Genomic DNA, 19,498 nt, shown 5'->3' on the forward strand with positions numbered 1-19,498 from the left:
ATGGCCCGTGACTACTACGAAGTACTCGGCGTACCGAAGGGCGCCGGCACCGACGAAATTCAGCAGGCGTACCGCAAGCTGGCCCGCAAGTACCACCCCGATGTGAACAAGGATCCCACTGCGGAGGACAGGTTCAAGGAGGTCAACGAGGCCTATCAGGTGTTGTCCGACCCGGACACCCGGAAACGCTATGACCGATTCGGTGACGACTTCCGGCATGTACCCGCGGATTACGACGAACGGGTGCGGGCAAACGCCGCCGGGTACGGCGGTGGCGGGAGACGGGTGCACTTCGGCCACGGTGTCGGTGGTGAGGGTGCCGTCGACTTCGAAGACCTCTTCGGGCAGATGTTCGGCGGAGGCGGTGGGTTCGGACCGATTCCCGGCGCCGATCAGGAGGCCGAACTGGAACTGGCTCTGGAAGAGGCCTATCAGGGCGGAAAACGCACTCTCAGACTGGACGGACGGCAGTATGACGTCGACATTCCAGCCGGCGTCCTGGACGGCCAGCGAATCCGGTTGGCCGGGCAAGGAGGCCGAGGCAACGGTGACGCGCCGCCTGGGGATCTGTACCTCGTGGTGCGGATCAAACCGCATTCACGGTTCCGCGTGCAGGGTCGGGACATCTACGTCGATCTGCCCGTATCGCCATGGGAGGCGGTTCTCGGGTCGACAGTCGTCGTTCCCACACCGGGCGGAGAGGCGAAAGTCAAAGTGGTGCCTGGCTCTTCGACTGGTAGGAAGCTGCGCCTGCGCGGAGAGGGAATGCCGAATCCGCGCGGTGCCAACGGCAACCTCTACGCCGAAATCAAGGTGATGGTTCCGCCGAAACCGACAGCACGTGAACGCGAACTGTTCGAGCAGTTGGGCGCCGAATCGAACTTCAATCCGAGGAAAGAGACATGAGCACCTCAACGCCGATCACTCAGTACGTATTGGTTCGCCGTACCGGATTGTCGCCGGACGCCTTCGCCGAACGTACTGGCCTGCACCCGGATCTGGCACGAAAACTCGTGGCTCTCGGACTGCTCGACGCCCACCGCTACGCCGGCGGAGAGATGTCGTTCGACCCATCCGAAGTGACCCACGCCGCACGCATCCAACGACTGCGGACGGGTCTGGGTCTCAACTACTCGGCAATCGGGCTCGTGCTCGATCTGCTGGATCGAATCGAAAGACTCGAAACAGCGGCCCGCAGAAGGAGGACATCCTCATGGACACCGGCAGCTTGACCGAAAAGTCACGAGAAGCCTTGCAGGAAGCCCAGAATGTTGCGACCAGAATGGGCCACACCGAAGTCGACGGAGAGCACCTGCTGCTCGCATTGGTCGATCAGCAGGATGGGTTGGTGCCCCGACTGCTCGAACAGGCCGGCGCGAATGTCGAAGCACTTCGATCCGATCTGGATCGTGAACTGTCGCGTAGGCCGAAGGTCAGCGGCCCCGGCGCGACCCCCGGTCAGGTGATGATCACCCAGCGTCTGGCCAAGCTGCTCGATGCCGCAGAGCGGGAGGCGAAGAGACTCAAGGATTCCTACGTGTCGGTGGAGCATCTTGTGATGGCCCTCTCCGAGGAAGGATCGGCCAGCGCGGCCGGGCGGGTCCTCGCCAGTCACGGGGTCACACGGGACGCCTTCCTCACAGCGCTGACGAAGGTGCGCGGCAATCAGCGTGTCACGTCGGCAACCCCGGAGGGGGCGTACGAGGCATTGGAGAAGTACGGGCGCGACCTCGTCTCCGAGGGACGGGCAGGCAAACTCGATCCGGTCATCGGCCGGGATGCCGAGATACGCAGGGTAACTCAGATCTTGAGCCGGAAAACGAAGAACAACCCGGTGCTGATCGGCGACCCCGGTGTAGGTAAGACTGCGATTGTCGAGGGTCTCGCCCAGCGGATCGTCCGCGGCGACGTGCCCGAGGGCCTACGCGACAAGACGATCTTCTCGCTCGACATGGGTTCTCTGGTGGCCGGTGCGAAGTACCGCGGCGAGTTCGAGGAGCGACTGCAGGCCGTGCTGTCCGAGGTGAAGGCTGCCGAGGGGCGCATCCTGTTGTTCGTCGACGAGTTGCATACCGTGGTCGGAGCAGGCTCGGTCGGCGGCGAGGGGTCTCTCGATGCCGGCAACATGCTCAAACCGATGCTCGCACGCGGCGAACTGCACATGATCGGTGCCACCACTCTCGACGAGTATCGCAAGCACATCGAATCCGATGCGGCACTGGAGCGTCGATTCCAGACCGTTCTCGTCGACGAGCCCAGTGCCGAGGATGCGATCTCGATTCTGCGCGGACTTCGAGAACGCCTCGAGGTGTTCCATGGCGTGAAAATTCAAGACGGTGCATTGGTGGCCGCCGTGACCCTCTCGCACCGGTACATCACCGACCGCTTCCTTCCGGACAAGGCGATCGATCTCGTAGACGAGGCATGCGCTCGGCTCCGCACCGAAATCGATTCGATGCCTGCCGAACTCGACGAGCTCACCCGGAAGGTGACCCGTCTGGAGATCGAAGAGGCCGCACTGTCCAAGGAAACGGACGCGGCCAGCAAAGCGCGCCTCGAAGAATTGCGCAAGGAGCTGGCCGACCTGCGGGCCGAGGCAGACGCCCGGCACGCTCAATGGGAGGCGGAGCGGCAGGCGATCCGGCGGGTGCAAGAACTGCGAGGAGATTTGGAACGGTTGCGCGTCGAGGCCGAGGCCGCCGAACGCAACTACGACCTCAATCGGGCAGCCGAGTTGCGATACGGCGAGATCACCGAGCTCGAACGCCGGCTCGAGGCGGCGGAGGAGCAACTGGCCACCAGACAAGGCCGAAATCCGTTGCTGCGTGAAGTGGTCACCGAAGACGAGATCGCAGAGATCGTGGCCGCATGGACGGGTATCCCGGTCGCCCGGCTGCAAGAAGGTGAGCGGGAGAAGTTGTTGAAGCTCGACGAGATCCTGCACGAGCGGGTCGTCGGTCAGGACGAGGCGGTGCAACTGGTCGCGGACGCTGTGATCCGGGCGAGGTCCGGTATCCGTGATCCTCGTCGACCGATCGGTTCGTTCATTTTCCTGGGCCCGACGGGCGTCGGAAAGACCGAGCTTGCAAAGACATTGGCCAGCGCCCTATTCGACAGTGAAGACAACATGGTGCGCCTCGATATGAGCGAGTACCAGGAACGGCACACGGTGAGTCGGCTCATCGGTGCACCTCCCGGATACGTCGGGTACGACGAAGGTGGCCAGCTCACCGAGGCGGTGCGGCGTAAGCCGTACTCCGTGGTGCTCTTCGACGAGATCGAGAAGGCCCACGCCGACGTCTTCAATACCCTGCTGCAGGTGCTCGACGACGGCCGGATCACCGATTCTCAAGGGAGGCAAGTCGATTTCCGGAACACGGTGATCATCATGACCTCCAACATCGGATCCCAGCATCTCCTCGACGGGGTCACAGCCGACGGCGAAATCAAGCCGGACGCCAGGGAACGGGTGATGGCGGAACTGCGCGGGCATTTCCGCCCCGAATTCCTCAACCGGGTCGACGACATCGTGCTGTTCTCCCCACTCACCCTGCCCCAGATCGAGTACATAGTGGAACTGCAACTCACCGACCTTCGAAAAAGGTTGTCGGAGAGACAGATACACCTGGAAATCACGCCGGAGGCACGCCGACTGATCGCCGAACACGGGTTCGACCCTGTCTACGGTGCGCGGCCGCTGCGCCGATACATCGCACACGAGGTCGAAACCAAGATCGGCCGTGCACTGTTGCGCGGCGAGATCAAACCGGACGGCACCATCAGCGTCACGGTGGACGGCGGCGAGCTTGCCGTCGCGTATGCCGAACCCGCCTTCGCGGCGGCCTGAGAAGAGGTAACTGGTCATGGGATCCGAAAAGGTGAAGTGCCCGAACTGCGGCAAGACCAACAACATCCCGGCAGCAGGGGAAGGAAAACCTCGCTGCGGCAACTGCCACGAGCCGCTGCCCTGGATCGCCGCGGCGGGAGACGGTGACTTCGCGGAGATCGTCGAAAAATCCTCGGTGCCTGTGCTCGTGGATCTGTGGGCGACGTGGTGCGGCCCGTGTCGCATGGTCAGCCCCGCGCTCGAGCAGCTCGCCAGAGAACACGCCGGCCAGATCAAGCTGGTCAAGGTCGACGTCGATGCTGCACCCCGGACGGCTGAACGATTCACCGTCCGCGCCGTGCCGACTCTGCTGGTGATGGACCGGGGTGAGGTTCTCGCTCGCCAGTCGGGCGCAGCTCCGGTCCCCCAGCTGCGCACGTGGCTCGATCAGGCGCTCTCGGAAAATGCCGGCGAGGAGGCGAAGCCATGAGTCCTGTCCATGCGGACCCACATGTAACCGCGATCCGGGCCGTGGTGCCCCGTACCCCGCAGGGCTGCGAGGAATGTCTTCGCCTCGGCACCCCGTGGGTGCATCTGAGGCTGTGCCTGACGTGCGGACACGTCGGTTGCTGCGACTCTTCGCCGGGCAGGCACGCGAGTGCTCACGCTCACGCCATCGGGCATCCGATCGTCCAGTCGATGGAGCCCGGCGAGGATTGGCGGTGGTGTTATGTCGACCAGAACTTCGTCTGAGGGCGCCTCACCCATCGGGTACAGCCCGCCGGTCGACGACGAGACCCCGGACGAGGAGGGCGCCTTCCCGCGGCTGACGGACGACCAGGTCGCAAAGCTCGAGGTCGGTGGCTCGCGTCGACCGGTTCACGCCGGCGAGGTGCTGATCCGAGAAGGCGCGCCTGACAACGATTTCGTCGTCGTCCTTTCCGGAAAGATCGCAGTCGTCGACGAAGGCGACGCGGATGGCGAGCGCCGGATACTGCGCGTGCACGGTCCTGGGCGTTTCCTGGGCGAGCTCGGACTCCTGGAAGGTCAGGTGGCGTTCTTCACCGCCGAAGCGATCGAGGACGGCGAGATACTCGTCGTCCCGGCCGAGCAGGTATGCGAGCTGATTGCCCACGATCCCGTGCTCAGCGATTTGATCCTGCGCGCCTACCTTGTGCGTCGGCACTTGCTGATCGGGCTCGGCTCCGGATTCCGGATAATCGGCTCCTGCTTCTCCCCGGATACGTTGCGACTTCGTGAGTTCGCGATGCGAAACCGTCTGCCCCACAAGTGGTTCGACTTGGAACAGGACGAACGAGTGGAGCAGCTGCTACGCAGCCTGAACGTCGCACCCGAGGACACACCCGTCGTGATCTGGCACGGCGAGAAGGTGCTGCGCAATCCGACGAATGCCGAACTCGCACGCGTCGTCGGGCTTCCTGTCCCGGCACCCGTCGCGGACGCAGCCAAGGACGTCTACAACCTCGTCGTCGTGGGTGCCGGACCGGCCGGCCTGGCCGCATCGGTGTACGGCGCCTCGGACGGGTTGAACACGGTGACGTTGGAGCGGATCGCTGCGGGCGGCCAAGCCAGTACCTCATCCCGGATCGAGAATTATCTGGGATTCCCCGCCGGGGTCTCCGGCTCCGAATTGGCCGAACGAGCCGTGCTCCAGGCCGGGAAGTTCGGCGCCCGCATCCTGGTGTCGGCAGAAGTGACCGGTTTGGGATCCGAGGCCGGGAACCATGTGCTCCGACTGGCGGACGGCGGGTCGGTGCACGCCCGGGCCGTTGTGCTCGCCGCCGGGGCGCGGTACCGCAAGTTGGCCGTTCAGGGGATCGAGGCGCTGGAAGGAACAAGCGTGTACTACGCCGCAACGCATCAGGAAGCACGGATATGCGGCACCGACCCGATAGCCATCGTCGGTGGCGGCAACTCCGCCGGCCAGGCCGCCGTCTTCCTCGCCGAGCACGTCTCACAGGTGCACCTGCTCATCCGCGGCGATGACCTCGGGAAGAGCATGTCCCGATACCTGGTCGACCAGATCGAACACCATCCGCGGGTCACCGTGCACCGGCACACCGAGATTCGTGCGGTCCACGGCGAGAAATACCTCGAAGCAATTGCAGTCGAGGACAATCGCACCGGCGACCAGGACACGATTCGCGTGCGCGCCCTGTTCGTCTTCATCGGGGCGGTACCGCACACCGGGTGGCTTGCCGACGCGATCGCACTCGACGACCACGGCTTCGTCCTCACCGGTGTGGACGCGATCCACGCACGAGCGGACGGCAGCCTGCCAATCAACGGCGGCCTGTCCAGGACGCTCGAAACCAGCCTGCCCGGCCTGTTCGCGGCGGGCGACATCCGCCGCGGTTCGGTGAAACGAGTCGCATCCGCCGTCGGTGAAGGAGCGATGGCCGTACGCCAAATCCATGAATACTTCGAAAGGAGCTGACGACATGCCAGTAATGGGCACCGTGAAATTCCAGCGGTTCTTCAGGGCAGCGGCCGGACTGCAGGTCGACCGGAACGATCTCAAGCGCTATACCGATTTCATCGACGACAAGATCTACGACGTGATCCTGATCGGGAAAGCCTCCGCGAAAGCAAACTTGCGCGACGTGATCGAACCGTGGGACCTGCCGATCACCAAGGGATTACAGGAGAGCATCCACCGGTTCGAAAAACTCGACGAGGAGATCGAACTTCAACCGCTGCTCGATCAGCTCACGGCCCGCCCGCCCTTGGACGTGGCCCTCTCAGAGGAGACAGAGCAACGACTGCCGCTGATCGCAGGAGGGTTGAGCGTAGCGCTGGCGCAAACCTTCGCCACGGTCGAACCGGACCGCAAGAACCCCGGCACAGCCCAATGGACAGTCGCCTTCGACATCTTCCACCTACTTCTGTGATTACCACCCGTCCCGGCTGACAGCGCGTCTGAGTTCGAATATGCCGTCCGGCTGCGAAAATACCGGTGCGATTCAGAACTGCCTGTCAGTTGGCGTCGACGACGGAGGATTTCCGGCGAGAGGTGCGGTTTCCGCGCTCGATCCTCGAGCAGCGAGAACTCCAGTGAGGGACTCGATTACAGCCCTCAGATCTTCTGCCGTGAGCGAGTTCGGCTTACACGCCGAACCTCTGACACCGGTAGTCCGCGTGACCAGGCGGCGAGCAGAACTTGTCGATCGCCGATCGCTCCTTCGGCTCATCTGAGAACCTTTCGTCTTCACTTTCTCGATCCCCGCATCGGGCGGGCCCTGAGCACTTCTGGGCGCGCACAGCTCAAGGCCCGGCAAGGAGACCAGTGAGGGTGATATGGCCTTGCCTTGACGAACACCCGCCCGATTGTTTGCCCCCTCGAACGGAACGGGTGCCCCCGACCCGACGAAGGTTATTGCGCACTGCTTGTAGACGACAGGGTCGAAAGTCCCAGTTCCATTGTGATGAGCAAGCTTTGACGGTAGCCGAAGTGTTCTCCCTTACAGCCGGTTCGGTGTGTGCACGAACACCGACATCGTTCGCAGCGACTCCGACGAACGAGCACCCGCGATGTTCGATGCCCGATCCACCCGGAAACATCGGGAAAAGACCTATTTTGCAAAAGCATTCGGAACAGACGTCTGCAAACCAAATACCAGGCACGGGTCACCTTTCCAGGCACCGCGGCTACTGCGCCGCTAGCGTGACGACCAAGATGTTCACCTTGCCATGCAAACGGCCATGTCACTTCTTGGCATCGAAGGCGACTGAACATGATTTATACCGATCGCACTGTTTATGGTTGAAGATGTGCGGACGACATGAACGTCGACTTCGCACGGATAGTGGGTCATCGGTGTTGTGTGCTCAATGCCGACGTCGGTCATACGCCCCGACTCGCACACGCAGAGTCGGGGCTCCGGCGGATCCGTTGCCGCACCGCCGCTACTGACGAAGTGCCGTACCGCGCCGCCCGCTTCGAATCGAGGCCGAAGGCGGCCACCGCTTTTGTCGGGACCAGGCAAAGCAGCGATCTTCAGGGACCGGAACACTTCCCCAAAGCTTCTGGCACTCTCGGTTGCAGAGTGCTAATTCGTGTGGTTATCATGTTCTCGCACAGTAAGTTCGGTCAACCGCCACAGTGGCGGTGACTTTTCTTTTCACGACATGGGAGGTGTGTTGCTGTGCTTCGTTTCGATCCTTTCACCGACATCGACGCGATCACCAAGTCCGTACTCGCCGCGGGAACCGGCAACGGACGCAGTCCACGGTTCATGCCGATGGACCTCTACAAGGTCGAGGACCAGTACGTCCTGCACGCCGATCTTCCCGGCGTCGACCCAGGATCAGTGGACGTCCGCATCGACGGCTCGACTCTGACGTTGACCGCGCACCGCACCGCCCTCTCCGAAGAGGGTGTGAGCTGGCTGGCGAGTGAGCGTTTCGCTGGAACATACAAACGGCAGCTGTCCATCAGCGACGACATCGACGCCGAACAGATCGAGGCCTCGTACGACAACGGCGTGTTGACGGTGACGTTGCCGATCGCAGAGAAGGCGAAACCGCGGAGGATCGAGGTCTCCTCCGGACCACCCTCCCGAACCGATAACGCCGGATCGACAACACAGGTGCAGATCGAAGCCTGATCCGCCTGGCCCGAACACCGCTTGATTGTGGGGTGACTCCCGAGGACACGCGATGGGTTCTCGGGCCTCACCCACCATCGCTTCGATCTCCCACTGCACACCCGTGGCGCACACCGGTACATCCACCACACGAAAGAATCAGCGCGAGAACCCTTTAGCTGCCATGACTGCATCCACCATCCCCCCGCACGAACAATCCGACAACACCGACAACACCGAATCCCGCGCGCACACTCCACCCGATTGGTGGGATCACAACCGCCCGATCACCAGCGACGAATACAGCGACATGGCGCTGATGCTCGGTGCACTCTCGATACTGACGTTCTGGATGTTCGGCCTCGGCATCCTCCTCGGTGCCGCCGCCATCGGAACCGCCCTGGCAGCGCGCCGACCCGACACCCCCGGACGCGATCTGGGCGACAACACCGCCGGCGTGGTCGGGATCCTCACCGGCATTGCCGGAATCGCCTTCGGCGCCGTCTTCCTCACTGCAGCACTACCCCACCTGTAGAAAAACCGAATTTTGCACTAGTGGAATCGAATTGGTGCTTGTAGCAGGATCTCACAAGATCTGAAATCCGTCCCACCTTCAGGCGATGGCGGCAGTGTAGATTCCGGATCTATTAGTCAGATCAACCTGCGGCATTCGAAAAATTCCGCGACAGTTGTCGCTGAAATTCCGGGCAAAGATGACCTTTTTCGACAGCTGAGAACTATTCAACAGCAGTCGGTCAACACTGCCCCTCCTCCCCGGACTCGACGTGATGAAACCGTTAGCGACGGAGCCACGAACGAGGCACGGAATGTCAGGGTTTCTGTACGCCGCAGTTCGGCCGGGGCAACTCATCACCACTAATCAGCCCGTCACCATCCTCGTGCGAGGGGAGAACGGAACCTTCGTCCCGTACACGCTCCAAGGCGGGCCCTGAGAACAACTCCGCGGAACCAACGTGCGACCACAGATCGCACCACCCCGCCGACAATATCAACCGCATCGTTGCTCGCTTCTGGCACGATGGCCAGCCATGACCTCTACCCGGGACATGCGTTCGCTCGGCTCGGAATTCCTGCTGCTTATCACACTTCTCGTACTGCTCGGATCCTCCATCGTGGGGCCGATCCAAGCACTCCACGAGCCTGTCGCTGTCACCGTTCGCCTCGTCAGCGATGCGGCGTACCCGTGCGGAAGTGTCGCCGAGCCCGACTTCACACACGCCCGTTGGGCGGATGAGGACAGCACCTATGGTCCGCGGCGCGTTCCTCCGCTTGAACCCTTGTGTCAGCGGGCGCTCGATGAAACGACGAGCCACGTCCTCGCGCTCAGTGTGGTCCCCGTCCTCACCGGCGTCGCCATCATCGTGAGCATTGTCCGGATGGTGCTGGCATTCGCACGAAGGAGCGGTGCCTGGGATGAATGGAAGCTGTTGCCACCGATGACGAATGCTGTCGCCATCGCTGTGGGCTTCGCCGCACTAATCGTGGTCCTTGTAACGCGTCCGCTCCAGTGACGGACGACGGCAGGTCGGCGGCTCAGGGGCCTCCCTGCAGCGAGTAGCCGTAGTACTCGCCATCTCGCTAAGGCAGATAAATGACGGTGCTGGTCTCGCAGCCGGTGTATCCGATGACCGGATAGCCGAAGGGCATCATCGTGTTGATCTCCGACTGCCGATCCGGTTCCGGAACTTCGTCCAGCGGGGGGAAGAGGTTGCGCTGGTAGTCGCGCCCGTGCATTCTCATCCGCTCGGGTGTATGCAGTGGCCAGGTCACCGAATGATACTTGGACGCGAACCACAGATAGGCCACACCGATCGAGGCCACCAGAACGACGACCACGATCATGACGACCCGCTTCAGAGGATCTGCCCAGTACAGTTCCGCCGCGTCCACGAATCGCCGAACGTGGAAGGTGAGCTTTCTCGCTGTCGCCCAACATCAGTCGATGTGTCCCGCGCCGATCGCTGCGGGTAAACCAACGACCTCGATCGACAATCGAAGACCCTGCCGCCCACACAATGCAACGCGTTCAATTTCAGATGCTCGGCGGGCTGCTCTACGCGTTCAGCGACGCTTGACCACCCTCCGGATCCTGATCCTTAAGCTCCGCCCCGGACGTCACCACGGCCTGGGACGTCAGCGGAGAGGTTCGAGCACGCGCGGGTCGTTGTTCCTGGGAGAGTTCACGGCGGTCGAAGCTTCGTAAGGTTCCTGTTGCAGAGCAACATGATCCGGGTGGCCGGCGTCCCCAGTCGCTGGGTTGCCTCACGGTCGTGGGTCGCGTCCGATGAAGGCCAGAAATCGAGTCTGAACGTCGGAGTCGTCAGGCACATTTACCCGTGGCCCGTACTGGCCGCTGGACCGCAGCACCTCATCCCAGGACTCCATACCCGTGAGCATCATGGCGCAGCGTTCAGGGTCGAGGGTCTCGTCCTGACCGGTAGCGCGCGCCAGGTCCCAGCTGTGCATGAACACGTCGGCGGTGAAGAACTGCGCCACAGCCTGAGGTAGGGGTGCCTGACCGGTGTTCGGGTGGGAGAAGACTTTGTCCCCGGCAGTCGGATCGTCGAGAACGGCTTGGACACCGTCGTTGAAGATGCGCCACGCGGCTGCCGGGTCGTCATCGACGTCCGGACCGGAGGGCAATGTGATGCCGGCGCCTTCATGAAGGAACGGTGGAAACCATTCGACGAGGTGGCGAACAATGTCGCGGGCGTTCCAATCCTCGACCGGTGCGGCCCTGTTCCAGGCTGCCTGATCGGGTACTCCTTCGACGAGTTCGGTGAAGCGGCCGGCGAGTTCGCGGTACTCCTCGGCTGGGGTCTGTTCGGGGGTCATCTGGTCCTCAGTTCTTCTGAATTGCGCCGCATTACATTTGCTGATTCGTTGCGACATGGTGGATCTCGGGTTTAAGAATGCGGCCACTATCGCGTCCGTCGCCGGTCCGCCCACCACCCGACCATGAGCACCGTACCCGTCGTCGTGACCGAACACGGCCGCAACGGCATCCGATGGGAACGTGTGTGTGAATCACGCTGAGCCCGTCAATCTGTCCCCCGCCGCGATTCGCAGTAACTCACGCACACCGCTGAATTCCGCCGGAACCGAATACCTCGTTTCTCCGCGCTGGCGATCTCTTTCAGTGTTTCTTCAGCAGCGGCGGGTCACTGTGGCGTGCAGATCACGGCCAACCACAGGAGACTTCATGGGAACCACCGACCCACAGTCCGCACCTATCGCACCCGGAATTCGAGCTTCGGACGCCGACCGCGAGCGGACAGCCGCCGCCCTCCATACCGCCGCTTCTGCCGGCATGCTCACCCTCCCCGAGGTGGACGAACGCTCACAGCTGCTGTACGCCAGCCGATTTCGCCACGAACTCGAATTTCTGGTGCGGGACCTCCCCACCGATACGCCACCAGAACGCACATCAGTCGTCGACGGCACACTCGGTGACCACGTTCACGCCATTTGGGCGGCCCTGGTCGGTCTGCTTGTCGCCTGCGGGGCGCTGGCTCGGAAACATCCTCGAATCACCTCGGCGGCAGTGCTCACGTTGGCGGTTGCACTCGGCGTGTTGCTCGCCTTCGCCGGAACGGACATGCACGAGCATATTCAGAAGACAGGTACTCATCTGACACCGAACTGACGCTTCCAGCGCCACGGTCATTCGAACCCGACTCACTTCCATCAAACATGGCCTGAACATATTGGCCACAGCCCAGAACCCGGTCACAGACGCGAGCACTTCACCGCGACAACCGCACTCTGCAGCGGATCACGTACCCGCGATCGGCCTGAACCCGTTCCCCTGCAACGAATGTTCCGAAGCTGCAGTGACAGAAGGGTAATAGATTTCGTCGCCGCCTACCACAGGTTCCGCATCAGAATCTTCCCCTTCCACCTCACCGGGAGACCCTCCCCCGCCCGCCGCCGCTACGCGGCAAACGACGAAGCGGATCATTAGGTTTGCCAATCCTGTATGTACCATCATTCCCCTGGAGACGGCTGGAAAAGGTCCCGCTGCGGTAAAGAAGGACAATCGATGAGGATACGAATCGGACTGATGTCGGGGGTCGCACTGGCCACCGCAGCGGTGCTGACGATTTCGGGGTGCTCGAATTCCGGTTCGGACGGCGGGACGGACCCGGGCGCAGCCACCAAGATCACCGTGTACAACGCGCAGCACGAGTCGCTGACGCAGGAATGGGCCGATGCTTTCACCGCGGAGTCCGGAATCGAGGTGGAGCTACGTAACGGCAGTGATACCGAACTCGGCAACCAGCTCGTGGCCGAAGGCGACCGATCGCCGGCTGATGTGTTTCTCACCGAGAACTCCCCCGCTATGACACTCGTCGAGAATGCCGGGCTGTTCGCCGACGTCAACCAGGACGTCCTCGATCAGGTGCCGAGCCAGTACCGGCCGTCGAGTGGCAAGTGGACCGGCATCGCAGCCCGTTCCACCGTCTTCGCATACAACAAGGACATGTTGAAACAGGAGCAGCTGCCGAAGTCGCTGCTCGACCTGCAGGATCCCGCGTGGAAGGACCGGTGGGCCGCTTCGCCCTCAGGTGCCGACTTCCAGGCGATCGTCAGCGCACTGCTCGAACTCAAGGGTGAGGATGTCACTCGGCAGTGGCTGGCGGGAATGAAGGACAACGTCCGCACCTACAAGGGCAACAGCACGGTGATGAAGGCGGTCAATGCGGGGGAGATCCCGGGCGGTCTCATCTACCACTACTACTGGTTCGGCGATCAGGCCAAGACCGGTGAGAACAGCAACAACGTCGCACTCCACTACTTCAAGAACGAGGACCCCGGTGCATTCGTCAGTGTTTCCGGTGGTGGCGTCCTGAAGTCCAGCTCGAAACAGGATGCGGCGCAACAGTTCCTCAAGTTCGTCTCCGGCCAAAAGGGTCAACAGGTCCTGCAGACCGGGACATCGTTCGAATACACGGTGGGCAGCGGCGTGGCGGCGAACCCGAAGCTCGTTCCCCTCGCCGAGCTCCAGGCCCCACAGGTCGACCCTGCGAAGCTCAACAGCCCGCAGGTCACCGAGCTGATGACCGAAGCCGGCCTGCTCTGAATCTCGCACTGATCGGTCGGAGGCGGTCGGGGCACGCGCACACAGTGCGTCCCCTGACCGCCCGAACGCCGATGCCGCTCCCTTTGGCGGTTGCCGCGCTCATCGTTGTGGCCGCATCGATCATCCCGCTCGGGTACGTGATCGTCGAAAGCTTCGACACGGGTTGGGATACCGCATCGGCGTTGCTGTTTCGACCTCGGGTCCGGGAATTGCTGGCCAACACGGTGCTGCTGGTCGTGGTCACGGTGCCGATCTGCATCGTGCTCGGTGTAATCGCCGCCTGGCTCGTCGAACGCACCCGGGTGTTCGGGGCGAAGGTCTGGGCGGTCCTCCTCGCAGCTCCCCTGGCCGTTCCCGCGTTCGTGAACAGTTACTCGTGGGTGACCACTGTTCCCTCCCTGGGAGGTTTGCAGGGGGGCGTCCTCATCGCGACCCTGTCGTACTTCCCTCTCGTGTACATCCCCACGGCCGCGACGCTTCGCCGGCTGGATCCGGCCGTGGAAGAATCGGCGCGTGCACTTGGTGCCGGGCCGTGGGCAGTGTTCTTCCGCGTCGTGGTGCCTCAGCTGCGGCTGGCCATCGCCGGCGGAGCGTTGCTGGTCTCGCTGCACCTGCTCGCCGAGTACGGTGCGTTCGTCTTCATCCGGTTCGATACGTTCACCACCGCGATTTTCGAGCAATACCAGTCGACGTTCAACGGAGCTGCGGCCACCATGCTCGCTGGTGTGCTGGTGCTGCTCTGCCTCACGCTGCTGGTGATCGAATCTGTGGTCCGGGGCAGTGCGCGGTACGCCCGCATCGGCGCCGGAGCCGCCAGGCGCGCCGTGCCCGCCGAACTCGGCTGGGGGAACTCGCTGGCCGTCCTGCTCTTCCTCGGAGTGCTGATCGTTCTGTCCGTCGGCGTCCCGGTGATCAGTGTCCTACGCTGGCTGGTCATCGGCGGGGCGGCGGTCTGGAAGCTCGATACCGTCGGCTCCGCGCTGGTCCAAACCGTCGGCTTCGGCATCGCGGGCGCCGTGGTGACGTGTGTTCTCGCATTTCCGATCGCGTGGATTTCGATTCGCCACCGGGGGCGTTTCAGCCGGTTTCTGGAAGGCTGCACGTACATCTCGAGCTCACTTCCCGGAATCGTGGTGGCACTGGCGTTCGTCACCGTCTCCATTCGTTACCTGCATCCGCTCTACCAAACGGTCACCGTTGTCATCGCGGCCTACGCACTGCTGTTTTTGCCGCGCGCGCTGGTGAACCTGCGAACGGGGTTCGCGCAGGCGCCCATCGGTCTGGAGGAGGCGGCGCAGTCGCTCGGCCTCTCCCCACTGTCAGCCTTTTTCCGGGTTACGCTGCCGCTGGCGGCCCCAGCCACGGCGGCGGGTGGAGCGCTGGTGTTCTTGGGGATCGTGAACGAGCTGACCGCCACCCTCCTGCTGGCGCCGACCGGCACCCGCACGCTGTCCATGCAATTTTGGTCGCTGAGCAGCGAGATCGACTACGCCGGCGCCGCACCGTATGCGTTCATCATGATCGTGCTGTCGCTGCCCATGACTTACGTACTCTTCACCCAGTCGAAAAAGGTAGCCGGACTATGACCAACGCACTCGAAGTGGCAGGGCTCGACAAGAGGTTCGGCGCCGCGGCCGTCCTCCGCCAGATCTCGTTCGCCGTCGAGGCCGGATCCACCACCGCTATTGTCGGGCCGTCAGGCTGCGGGAAGACCACGTTGCTCCGCCTGATCGCCGGGTTCGAGAGACCGGACGCCGGGACTATCGCACTTGCCGGCCGTATCGTCGCTGGCGGGAAGTGGACGCCCGCGCACCGCCGGTCGGTGGGATACGTCGCCCAGGACGGAGCGCTGTTCCCGCACAACACTGTTGGCGCCAATATCGGGTTCGGACTGCCCCGCCGTGATCGGAGCGCGTCGAAGGTCGCCGAATTGCTCGAGATGGTTTCGCTCGATAGCTCCTATGCGACCCGTCGACCCGACCAGCTCTCCGGTGGGCAGCAACAGCGCGTGGCGCTCGCGCGGGCACTGGCCCGCGAACCGGAACTGATGCTGCTCGACGAACCGTTCTCCGCGCTCGACGCCGGCTTGCGGGCCACTACCCGGCGGATCGTCGCAGATGTCCTGGCGAAGGCCGGAATCACCACCATCCTCGTCACCCACGACCAGCCCGAGGCTCTCTCGTTTGCTGATCGTGTGGCGGTGATGAGTGCCGGACGCCTCGCGCAGATCGGTACCCCCCGCGAAATCTATTCCACCCCCGTCGATGTCCCCACCGCGCAGTTCATCGGAGACGCCGTCGTGCTGTCGGCGCAGGTCGTGGAAGGCACAGCCCACTCTGCCCTCGGCGATATCGCTGTGGCCTCGACCGACATCCAGGGCGACGCCCGCATCATGGTGCGGCCGGAGCAGATCGAACTCACCCCGGACGGCGCTGGCATCGCCGGGACGGTAGTCGACATCGAATACCTCGGATCGGAAATGCTGCTCGGTATCCGCTTGGACACCGCAAGCGGAGCAGACGCCGAACGGGTCACGGTTCGCCGCTTCGGTGCCACCGCTCTCACCCCCGGGGACCGCGTCGGCATCCGTGTCGTCGGCCCCGCCGTGACATACCCGGCCTGAGACAAGAACGAATCAGGCGTCCGGAGGACGGCAACAACTTCTGACCGTCGGCAAGACGCAGCGCGTAGTCTCGCGCGCCGTGCCCGGGTGCCGGTTCGTTCTCGTCGGGCACCACCTCTGGTGTCCGATCGACGGCCTGATCGATCCGACGTCGCGAAGCCAGCATGAAGACAGAATCATCCCTCGGTGCGCACGCCCTCGACACACTTTCGCGGTGCCGGGCCTCGGATCAGAACGACTCGGCCGGGGTCACCGAACTTGCCGCAAGCGTGACCACGACCTGACACCCACCCTGCGCGCTGTCGCCGATCCGTACCGAACCTCGGTGGGCGGAAACGATTTCCGCGACGATCGCCAAACCGAGACCGGAACCGCCGAGGTTGCGTTCACGGGAATTGTCGAGTCGCACGAACCGTTCGAAGACTCGGTCACGATCTGGCTGCGGGACGCCCGGGCCGTCGTCGGAGACGATGATCCGCGCGGTGTTTCCGCGCTGCATCACTTGCGCGTGCACGGTCTGTGCAGCAAATCGGACGGCATTGTCGATGAGGTTGCGCACTACATGCTCGAGCTGCGTGCGGTCACCGCAAATCCGTACAGGGCTCAACGCGGCCGTGATCGTCTTCTCGGTCCCACCGCGAACGCGGCGGACTTCTGCGTCCACCACGTCGTCGAGATCCACCTCGCAGAGCCGCAGGGGTAGACCGTGCTCGTCGGCGCGAGCGAGCAACAGCAAGTCGTCGACCAGTAGATGCATGCGCGTGACCTCGGGCAGCAAGGTTTCCCGTACGAGTTCGTCGTCGAGCAGTTCTGGGCGGGCGTCAGCCAGTTCCAAGGCAAGGGTGAGGGTGGCCAGTGGGTTGCGTAGCTCGTGGGATGCATCTGCGACGAATCGGCGCTGCGCGGTGTGGCCGGCGTCGATTCGGGTGAGCATGTCGTTCATGGTGCGGGCCAACGCACTGATCTCGTCTCGGGGCGTGGGCACCGGAATCCGTTCACCGAGGTCGCTACTCGAAATGGCGGCGACCTGAGTGCGGATGTGTTCGACCGATCGCAGCGATCGCCGTACCAGTGTGTAGGTCGCTACTGCGGCGACGAGGGCGATGACCGGGCCGCCGAGGGCGAGGAGCCCGCCTACGGTGGCGACTGTGGCTTCCACTGGTTCTGCGCTCACCGCGACGATGACGGTGTAATCGGTTGCGCCGCTGGAGACTCCCTGCGCGGTGATCCGTAGGTCTGTCCCATGGTCAGTCCGCCCGGACAGTCCTCGTGCCGGCGACCCTCCGGCAGGTGGCCGCGCGTCGGTCGCCGGGGCGCCGGGGTAGGGGTCCGATGTCCGCACCACCTGCCCTGTCGGGTCGATGACTTGGACGAGGGTAATTCGTTGATTGGTGCCGAACAGCTCACTGTCGAGGTCGGCGGGCCGGTCGAACTGCAATCTGGTGGTGATGTCCTGGGCTCGGGTGCTCGCGGCGTCGTCGAGGGTGGAGATCAGGGCCCGGTCCAGTACGAACAGCAGCGCCGTCGCCCCTGCAGCCAAGGCGATGGTCACGACGGCGGCGGCAGCGAGCGCGGACCGGATTGCCAGTCCCCACATCGAAGGTCTGAGCCATTCGGGTACCGACCTCATGAGCTCATCATCCGCTACCGCAGGCCCTCCGGGGCGTCGATGACAACAGTCCGAACCGCGGACACCAGACGGTTCAGCGCGGTCATGAAACGCAAATTCTGGGACGGGTTCACAGATCCCTGTCTGCGGTCGAGGCGTTGTCCGGTCGGCGGGCCGGCGGGGTTGTTCTCTGTTGTCGTGACCGCAGAGCGTTGATCAGCAGCGGTGCGACGGAGAGGAACACGATCAGGATCAGGATCACTTCGATGTGACTGCGGACGAACCCGATTCCACCGAGCAGGTATCCCAGTGTCGGCACCCCGATTCCCCAGACGGTGCCACCGATGACGTTGTAGACGGCGAAGGTACGGTACTTCATCCCGGATGCGCCGGCCATGACCGGCGCGATGGTGCGGGCGACGGGGACGAAGCGGGCCAACAGGATTGTGCGCGGGCCGTAGCGGTCGAAGAACCGCCTCGACTGTTCGAGTTGTTTCGGGCCGATCCGTCTGGCACTGGGACGATGAAATACTGCCGCCCCAGCCTTCCTTCCGATCAGGAAGCCGAGTTGGTCGCCGACGATCGCAGCGATCGGGATGGTGAGCAGCAGCAACCACAGCGGGGCGAACGGATGCGGCTGCGCGGCGAAGACTCCGGCAGTGAACAGCAACGAGTCGCCGGGTAGGAAGAAGCCGACGAGCAGGCCCGTCTCGATGACGACGGCGCCGAGGACGCCGAGCAGCCCGAGGGTGCCCAGCAGTGTCGACGCATCCAATATTCCAGGTCCCAATGCCACGCTCATGCCGGTTGTCCCATCGTCGTCGGGTTGTTGCGGCCCCGGTCAGCGGCGGTCGCGTCCAAGGCTCCGGTGCGCCGGTCGTGGGAGCGGGCCATCCAGATCGTGTAGATCGCACCGCCGATCACCGCGGCGAGGCCGCCGAGGAGCATGCCGCCGATCACATCGCTGAGCCAGTGTTCACCGAGGTACAGGCGAGTTACCGACACCACTGCCGCCACGGCTGCGACCGTCACCAGCAACAACGTGCGCCGGGTCGGCGACCAGGCATACCCGAGCATGAGAGCGGCCGTCATGAACAACGCCATTGCCCCTGTCGCATGCCCGGACGGAAAGGAATGGTCAGTCTCGAGCAGAACCTGGGATGCGATCGGGGGACGTGACCGCCCGACAACGGATTTCGTCACGGTCGAAGCCAGTGCGGCCGCACCGACGGTCCCGATGAGAATCAGCGCGGGGATCGGCGAGCGGGCTCGCCTGGACAGCACCGCACCGATCACGACCGCGAGGACTATGGTGCCCGCCGGTCCGCCGGCGTCGGTAACAGCGATGGCCGGCCCGGTCACCCAGTCCGAGCGGTGCTCGGTGAACCACCCCAAGACCGCCGGGTCCGCGCTGGTCAACCAGTCTCCCGCTTTTACCTGATAGGCCAGCGCGACGAACGCCGCCGCCAAACCGGTGCTCTGCAGGCTGATGAGCGCCGTTCCGGCCGAGCGGTGAGTTCCTGGCAGGCTCCGCCAGAGCGAGGCGCCCAAAAACAGTGCCACTCCCCCGACCAACACGATCAGAGCGATGGCGGCTGCCGCGCCTTGGTGTACGCCGGACACCAATTCGTGGGCCCTCCCGACCAGGTTCACGCGGACCGAGGCACCGTGCGCCGACACCGAGGACACCGGATGTGGTTCTACTTCTTTCACCCAATCAGTATCGAAG

General features: G+C 63.6%; 20 protein-coding genes. 15 read left to right on the forward strand and 5 right to left on the reverse strand.

The genetic code is table 11. The features are described 5' to 3' along the window. The 11 genes from M0639_RS28470 (at position 1) to M0639_RS28515 (ending at position 9,965) form a co-directional block, all read left to right on the forward strand. On the forward strand, positions 1-906 hold the full coding sequence (locus tag M0639_RS28470; protein ID WP_064074376.1) for a DnaJ C-terminal domain-containing protein: 906 nt from the start codon (positions 1-3) through the stop codon (positions 904-906). Beyond that, entirely contained in the window at positions 903-1,232 is a 330-nt protein-coding gene (locus tag M0639_RS28475; protein WP_020971358.1) for a chaperone modulator CbpM, read from the forward strand. The genes M0639_RS28470 and M0639_RS28475 overlap by 4 nt, the downstream gene beginning before the upstream one ends. Further along, positions 1,214-3,847 carry an ATP-dependent chaperone ClpB gene (gene clpB / locus M0639_RS28480; RefSeq protein ID WP_064074375.1) on the forward strand — a complete coding sequence of 878 codons (2,634 nt, stop codon included), beginning with the start codon at positions 1,214-1,216 and terminating at the stop codon, positions 3,845-3,847. Before M0639_RS28475 ends, clpB begins: the two co-directional genes overlap by 19 nt. Positions 3,848-3,863: 16 nt before the next feature. Further along, a complete protein-coding gene (gene trxA / locus M0639_RS28485; protein ID WP_064074374.1) occupies positions 3,864-4,316 on the forward strand; it encodes a thioredoxin in 453 nt (150 codons plus the stop codon). After that, complete coding sequence (locus tag M0639_RS28490; protein WP_007735548.1) at positions 4,313-4,579, forward strand: UBP-type zinc finger domain-containing protein; 267 nt, start codon at positions 4,313-4,315, stop codon at positions 4,577-4,579. Before trxA ends, M0639_RS28490 begins: the two co-directional genes overlap by 4 nt. Continuing rightward, positions 4,557-6,284 (forward strand): FAD-dependent oxidoreductase, encoded by a 1,728-nt coding sequence (locus M0639_RS28495; RefSeq protein WP_064074373.1) that lies wholly within the window; start codon positions 4,557-4,559, stop codon positions 6,282-6,284. The genes M0639_RS28490 and M0639_RS28495 overlap by 23 nt, the downstream gene beginning before the upstream one ends. A 13-nt stretch (positions 6,285-6,297) precedes the next feature. Next, complete coding sequence (locus M0639_RS28500) at positions 6,298-6,738, forward strand: DUF1931 family protein (RefSeq protein WP_024487875.1); 441 nt, start codon at positions 6,298-6,300, stop codon at positions 6,736-6,738. A 1,254-nt stretch (positions 6,739-7,992) separates the two neighbouring features. Beyond that, positions 7,993-8,454, forward strand: a complete 462-nt coding sequence (locus M0639_RS28505) for an Hsp20/alpha crystallin family protein (protein WP_042448063.1) — start codon at positions 7,993-7,995, stop codon at positions 8,452-8,454. A 52-nt stretch (positions 8,455-8,506) separates the two neighbouring features. Continuing rightward, positions 8,507-8,968, forward strand: a complete 462-nt coding sequence (locus M0639_RS28510) for a hypothetical protein (protein WP_050656567.1) — start codon at positions 8,507-8,509, stop codon at positions 8,966-8,968. Between the two features lie 292 nt (positions 8,969-9,260). Beyond that, the gene (locus M0639_RS34990; RefSeq protein WP_257217630.1) at positions 9,261-9,386 is read left to right on the forward strand and encodes a hypothetical protein; all 126 of its coding nucleotides are present in this window, start codon (positions 9,261-9,263) and stop codon (positions 9,384-9,386) included. Positions 9,387-9,482: 96 nt separating this feature from the next. Then, positions 9,483-9,965, forward strand: coding sequence for a hypothetical protein (locus tag M0639_RS28515; RefSeq protein ID WP_064074372.1), 483 nt, complete (start codon positions 9,483-9,485; stop codon positions 9,963-9,965). Between the two features lie 67 nt (positions 9,966-10,032). Here the strand turns inward: M0639_RS28515 and M0639_RS28520 are convergent, their stop codons facing one another. Then, on the reverse strand, positions 10,033-10,344 hold the full coding sequence (locus tag M0639_RS28520) for a hypothetical protein (RefSeq protein ID WP_064074371.1): 312 nt from the start codon (positions 10,342-10,344) through the stop codon (positions 10,033-10,035). Positions 10,345-10,716: 372 nt separating this feature from the next. Further along, the gene (locus M0639_RS28525) at positions 10,717-11,289 is read right to left on the reverse strand and encodes a TIGR03086 family metal-binding protein (RefSeq protein WP_064074370.1); all 573 of its coding nucleotides are present in this window, start codon (positions 11,287-11,289) and stop codon (positions 10,717-10,719) included. A 367-nt stretch (positions 11,290-11,656) separates the two neighbouring features. On the opposite strand from M0639_RS28525, the gene M0639_RS28530 reads away from it, so the two are divergent. The 4 genes from M0639_RS28530 (at position 11,657) to M0639_RS28545 (ending at position 16,160) form a co-directional block, all read left to right on the forward strand. Next, a complete protein-coding gene (locus tag M0639_RS28530) occupies positions 11,657-12,100 on the forward strand; it encodes a DUF1707 SHOCT-like domain-containing protein (protein WP_139799840.1) in 444 nt (147 codons plus the stop codon). 396 nt (positions 12,101-12,496) lie between these two features. Beyond that, positions 12,497-13,537, forward strand: coding sequence for an iron ABC transporter substrate-binding protein (locus M0639_RS28535; RefSeq protein ID WP_064074368.1), 1,041 nt, complete (start codon positions 12,497-12,499; stop codon positions 13,535-13,537). Between the two features lie 71 nt (positions 13,538-13,608). Continuing rightward, positions 13,609-15,123: an ABC transporter permease gene (locus M0639_RS28540; protein WP_064074412.1), complete on the forward strand. Its 1,515-nt coding sequence runs from the start codon at positions 13,609-13,611 to the stop codon at positions 15,121-15,123. Continuing rightward, positions 15,120-16,160, forward strand: coding sequence for an ABC transporter ATP-binding protein (locus tag M0639_RS28545; RefSeq protein ID WP_064074367.1), 1,041 nt, complete (start codon positions 15,120-15,122; stop codon positions 16,158-16,160). Before M0639_RS28540 ends, M0639_RS28545 begins: the two co-directional genes overlap by 4 nt. 229 nt (positions 16,161-16,389) lie before the next feature. On the opposite strand, the gene M0639_RS28550 is transcribed toward M0639_RS28545, so the two are convergent. The 3 genes from M0639_RS28550 to M0639_RS28560 all read right to left on the reverse strand — a co-directional run bounded on the left by M0639_RS28550 (position 16,390) and on the right by M0639_RS28560 (position 19,482). Continuing rightward, positions 16,390-17,790, reverse strand: coding sequence for a sensor histidine kinase (locus tag M0639_RS28550; protein WP_064074366.1), 1,401 nt, complete (start codon positions 17,788-17,790; stop codon positions 16,390-16,392). A gap of 109 nt (positions 17,791-17,899) precedes the next feature. Next, complete coding sequence (locus M0639_RS28555; RefSeq protein WP_064074365.1) at positions 17,900-18,571, reverse strand: DedA family protein; 672 nt, start codon at positions 18,569-18,571, stop codon at positions 17,900-17,902. Then, positions 18,568-19,482, reverse strand: a complete 915-nt coding sequence (locus M0639_RS28560) for a phosphatase PAP2 family protein (protein ID WP_231915167.1) — start codon at positions 19,480-19,482, stop codon at positions 18,568-18,570. Before M0639_RS28560 ends, M0639_RS28555 begins: the two co-directional genes overlap by 4 nt. Positions 19,483-19,498 lie beyond the last annotated feature (16 nt).

It is taken from the genome of Rhodococcus qingshengii JCM 15477 (assembly GCF_023221595.1).
GTDB classification, from domain to species: Bacteria; Actinomycetota; Actinomycetes; order Mycobacteriales; family Mycobacteriaceae; genus Rhodococcus_F; species Rhodococcus_F qingshengii.

Excerpts from the sequence above, each read along its gene's own strand:
- M0639_RS28470 (WP_064074376.1), top strand. The coding sequence starts at position 1 with ATGGCCCGTGACTACTACGAAGTACTCGGCGTACCGAAGGGCGCCGGC.
- M0639_RS28475 (WP_020971358.1), top strand. The coding sequence starts at position 903 with ATGAGCACCTCAACGCCGATCACTCAGTACGTATTGGTTCGCCGTACC.
- trxA (WP_064074374.1), top strand. The coding sequence starts at position 3,864 with ATGGGATCCGAAAAGGTGAAGTGCCCGAACTGCGGCAAGACCAACAAC.
- M0639_RS28490 (WP_007735548.1), top strand. The coding sequence starts at position 4,313 with ATGAGTCCTGTCCATGCGGACCCACATGTAACCGCGATCCGGGCCGTG.
- M0639_RS28555 (WP_064074365.1), bottom strand. The coding sequence starts at position 18,571 with ATGAGCGTGGCATTGGGACCTGGAATATTGGATGCGTCGACACTGCTG.
- clpB (WP_064074375.1), top strand. The coding sequence starts at position 1,214 with ATGGACACCGGCAGCTTGACCGAAAAGTCACGAGAAGCCTTGCAGGAA.
- M0639_RS28515 (WP_064074372.1), top strand. The coding sequence starts at position 9,483 with ATGACCTCTACCCGGGACATGCGTTCGCTCGGCTCGGAATTCCTGCTG.
- M0639_RS28530 (WP_139799840.1), top strand. The coding sequence starts at position 11,657 with ATGGGAACCACCGACCCACAGTCCGCACCTATCGCACCCGGAATTCGA.
- M0639_RS28540 (WP_064074412.1), top strand. The coding sequence starts at position 13,609 with ATGCCGCTCCCTTTGGCGGTTGCCGCGCTCATCGTTGTGGCCGCATCG.
- M0639_RS28495 (WP_064074373.1), top strand. The coding sequence starts at position 4,557 with ATGTCGACCAGAACTTCGTCTGAGGGCGCCTCACCCATCGGGTACAGC.
- M0639_RS28500 (WP_024487875.1), top strand. The coding sequence starts at position 6,298 with ATGGGCACCGTGAAATTCCAGCGGTTCTTCAGGGCAGCGGCCGGACTG.
- M0639_RS28535 (WP_064074368.1), top strand. The coding sequence starts at position 12,497 with ATGAGGATACGAATCGGACTGATGTCGGGGGTCGCACTGGCCACCGCA.
- M0639_RS28545 (WP_064074367.1), top strand. The coding sequence starts at position 15,120 with ATGACCAACGCACTCGAAGTGGCAGGGCTCGACAAGAGGTTCGGCGCC.
- M0639_RS28550 (WP_064074366.1), bottom strand. The coding sequence starts at position 17,790 with ATGAGGTCGGTACCCGAATGGCTCAGACCTTCGATGTGGGGACTGGCA.
- M0639_RS34990 (WP_257217630.1), top strand. The coding sequence starts at position 9,261 with ATGTCAGGGTTTCTGTACGCCGCAGTTCGGCCGGGGCAACTCATCACC.
- M0639_RS28510 (WP_050656567.1), top strand. The coding sequence starts at position 8,507 with ATGGGTTCTCGGGCCTCACCCACCATCGCTTCGATCTCCCACTGCACA.
- M0639_RS28525 (WP_064074370.1), bottom strand. The coding sequence starts at position 11,289 with ATGACCCCCGAACAGACCCCAGCCGAGGAGTACCGCGAACTCGCCGGC.